Here is a 3,080-nt window from a genome sequence, read left to right as displayed (position 1 = left end):
GTAAGCGTCATTTCGTGGCCGCATGGACAGAGCTGCAGCCGGTGTCCAAAGTGATGTCCGTTACTTCAAGTGATGGGGACTACTTTGGACACACGGGATGCGCGAGCGTCGAACCGCAAGGGCCGACCGAACTACACGCCGGAGTACAGACGGCAAGTTGCCGTCGCGGCGTGCGAGCCGGGTATTTCGGTGGCCAAGCTCGCGCAGGCGCACGGACTGAATCCCAATATGGTGTTCAAGTGGCGTCGGCAACTGCGGGCGGGCCTGTTTGAAGGCGTGGCGCACAGCACAGCGGTGTTGCTGCCTGTAGCGCTACCTGATGCACCGACCGGCGAAACTTCAGAACTGGCGTCGCTCGCTCTACAGCCTGTCGAGCCACATCGCGAGAGCGTATCGGCAGCGTCGGGCATCGAGATCGAACTGAACGGTGCCCGTGTACGCGTCACGGGCATGGTGGACCCCGTGCAGTTGCGCCTCGTGCTGCGCTGCCTGATGCCAGCATGATTGCGCCGCCAGGCGGTACCCGCGTATGGCTGGCAGCGGGCGTTACCGATATGCGCCGTGGCATGGATGGACTTGCCACGCTGGTGCAGTCAGCGCTCGGACGTGATCCCTTCTCGGGGCACATCTTCCTGTTTCGTGGGCGTCGCGGTGACCTCATCAAGATTTTATGGTGGAGCGGCGACGGCATGAACCTGTACGCGAAACGACTCGAGCGAGGACGCTTCGTGTGGCCGCAGGCGGACTCGGGAACAGTCCATCTGTCAGCTGCCCAACTGTCGATGCTGCTCGAGGGGATTGACTGGCGGCATCCAGAGCGGACGTGGCAGCCGACGCACGCCGCGTAACGCCGGGTGCGGGAACCCACAAGCGCGTGGGCTTCATTTACACTGGCTGCATGCCTGCCAACCATCTGCCCGATGACATCGCCGCCCTCAAGCGCATCGTTGCCTCGCGTGACGAGACCATCGCGCAGTTGCTGGCCGAGATCTCGAGGCTGAAGCGATGGCAGTACGGCCGCTCATCGGAGCGCATGACAGAATTGATGGACCAGCTGCAGCTCGCGCTCGGCGAGCTGCCTGTTCCTGAAGCAGATATGGCCGCACCGGCGAAGGTGCCTGATGCCGCGACTGCGGATACATCGGCTACTACGAACCTCAATTCGCTGCGCCGCAAACCGCGGCACTTCCCTGCCCATTTGCCTCGCGATACGGTTGTTCATACGCCAACGAGCTGCGGATGCCCGGAATGCGGCAAACAGATGCGCGCGCTCGGCGAAGACGTCTCGGAGGTGCTCGACTATGTACCCGGCTACTTCAAGGTACTGCGTCACGTACGTCCGAAGCTGAGCTGCCCGCGCTGTGCTGCAGTGGTACAGGAGCCAGCACCTTCGCGACCGATAGCGCGCTCGATGGCGGGTGCCGGGCTGCTCGCACAGGTCGTCGTCGCGAAGTACGCTGACCATACGCCGCTGTACCGGCAGGCCGGCATCTATCGCCGCGCCGGCATCGAACTGGATCGCGCGACACTGGCTTCGTGGGTGCGTGAAGCAGCGGCGCTACTGCGGCCGCTGTCTGATGCACTCGGCCGTTACGTGCGCGACGCAGACAAGATTCATACCGACGACACGCCCGTGCCTGTGCTGGAGCCGGGGCGTGGCAAGACACGCACAGCGCGCCTGTGGACCTATGTGCGGGATGACCGCCCTGCGGGAAGCCGCGCGCCACCAGCAGTCTGGTACAGGTACTCACCCGATCGCAAAGGTGAGCGACCTCGAGAACATCTTGCGGGCTACACGGGAATCCTGCAGGCAGATGCCTTCAGCGGGTATGACGCGCTGTATCGTGACGGCACGGTCATCGAGGCCGGGTGCTGGGCCCATGCGCGGCGCAAGTTCTACGACATATACAAACTGGACAGCTCACCGATTGCCGAAGAAGCACTGCACCGCATCGGGGCGCTGTATGTTGTTGAGCGCGAGGTTCGCGGCCAGACGCCGAACGTGCGCCTGTCTGCGCGTCAGCAGCGCTCGGCCCCATTGCTCGCTGAGCTGAAGGCCTGGCTCGAACACACGCTGTCACTGGTCTCGGCGAAGTCGGGGCTGGCGAAGGCGATTAGATACTCGCTGGGGCACTGGCACGCTCTCACACGCTATTGCGAAGACGGGCGCGTCGAGGTGGACAACAATACGGCGGAGCGCGCGATCAGGCCGCTGGTTCTCGGCAGGCGCAATTATCTGTTCGCAGGCTCCGACGGCGGTGGCCAAAGCGCGGCGGTGATCTATAGCCTGATCGGTACGGCGCGCCTGAACGGCATCGAGCCGTTTGCCTACCTGCGCACGGTGTTTGAGCGCATCGCCGATCATCCCATCAACCGCATCGACGAGTTGCTGCCGTGGCACCTGATGCCGACTGCACACATCGAACAGCAAGCCGCCTGAGAATCAATCCGATGGTCCAACCCCGCAAACCTGCCGTGCGCCTGGTCAAGGCGCCAGTCCCCGATTACGTACTGCGCGTTGAGCTGAAGTACATCAAGCCGGCGATCTGGCGACGAATCGTCGTTCCCGGCTCGATCCGGCTGGGCAAGCTGCATGTCGTGCTGCAACTGGCCATGGGCTGGGAAGGCGGGCACCTGCACGAGTTCGTCTTCGGCGAAACCAACTATGGTGAACCTGATGACTTCGGATTCCAGAGCGATCCACCAATGCTCAATGAAGCACGGGTCACACTGTCGAAGGCGCTCGGCGGGCTGAAGTCATTTACCTATATCTACGACTACGGTGACAACTGGCAGCATCGGATCAAAGTCGAGAAGGCGCTGGTGCCTGATCCAGACATGCGCCGGCCGATGTGCCTGGACGGGCAGAATGCGTGTCCACCGGAAGACGTCGGGGGAGTGCCAGGATATGCCGACTTCCTCGGAGCGATCACCGATCCGACGCACGAGGAGCACGACCACTTCCTCGAGTGGTGTGGCGGCAGCTTCGATCCCGCCGCCTTTGATCTCGTGCTCGCGAATCAGCGCCTCTCAGAGGTCAAGTTCTGATCGTCAAGACGGCCTCAGATTGACGCTTACGA

4 protein-coding genes are annotated in these 3,080 nt (G+C 62.8%); all 4 read left to right on the top strand.

Features of this window, described 5'->3' with window-relative positions; genetic code table 11:
• Positions 1–72 precede the first annotated feature (72 nt).
• From tnpA to BLA15945_RS37450, 4 genes are read left to right on the top strand one after another with little or no spacing between them, the layout of a single operon-like run.
• A complete protein-coding gene (gene tnpA / locus BLA15945_RS37465; RefSeq protein ID WP_063934034.1) occupies positions 73–504 on the top strand; it encodes an IS66-like element accessory protein TnpA in 432 nt (143 codons plus the stop codon).
• Positions 501–848, top strand: a complete 348-nt coding sequence (tnpB, locus tag BLA15945_RS37460) for an IS66 family insertion sequence element accessory protein TnpB (RefSeq protein ID WP_046543747.1) — start codon at positions 501–503, stop codon at positions 846–848. The genes tnpA and tnpB overlap by 4 nt, the downstream gene beginning before the upstream one ends.
• A 50-nt stretch (positions 849–898) precedes the next feature.
• Positions 899–2,440, top strand: coding sequence for an IS66 family transposase (tnpC, locus tag BLA15945_RS37455; protein ID WP_054928687.1), 1,542 nt, complete (start codon positions 899–901; stop codon positions 2,438–2,440).
• A gap of 11 nt (positions 2,441–2,451) precedes the next feature.
• Positions 2,452–3,048 (top strand): plasmid pRiA4b ORF-3 family protein, encoded by a 597-nt coding sequence (locus BLA15945_RS37450; protein ID WP_045598730.1) that lies wholly within the window; start codon positions 2,452–2,454, stop codon positions 3,046–3,048.
• Positions 3,049–3,080 lie beyond the last annotated feature (32 nt).

The organism is Burkholderia arboris (genome assembly GCF_902499125.1).
Taxonomy (GTDB): domain Bacteria; phylum Pseudomonadota; class Gammaproteobacteria; order Burkholderiales; family Burkholderiaceae; genus Burkholderia; species Burkholderia arboris.
The sequence above is the reverse complement of the archived record's forward strand: the minus strand, read 5'-3'. Positions and strand labels throughout refer to the sequence as shown.

Coding starts and splice junctions, on each gene's coding strand:
- tnpC (WP_054928687.1), top strand. CDS start 899: ATGCCTGCCAACCATCTGCCCGATGACATCGCCGCCCTCAAGCGCATC.
- tnpA (WP_063934034.1), top strand. CDS start 73: ATGGGGACTACTTTGGACACACGGGATGCGCGAGCGTCGAACCGCAAG.
- tnpB (WP_046543747.1), top strand. CDS start 501: ATGATTGCGCCGCCAGGCGGTACCCGCGTATGGCTGGCAGCGGGCGTT.
- BLA15945_RS37450 (WP_045598730.1), top strand. CDS start 2,452: ATGGTCCAACCCCGCAAACCTGCCGTGCGCCTGGTCAAGGCGCCAGTC.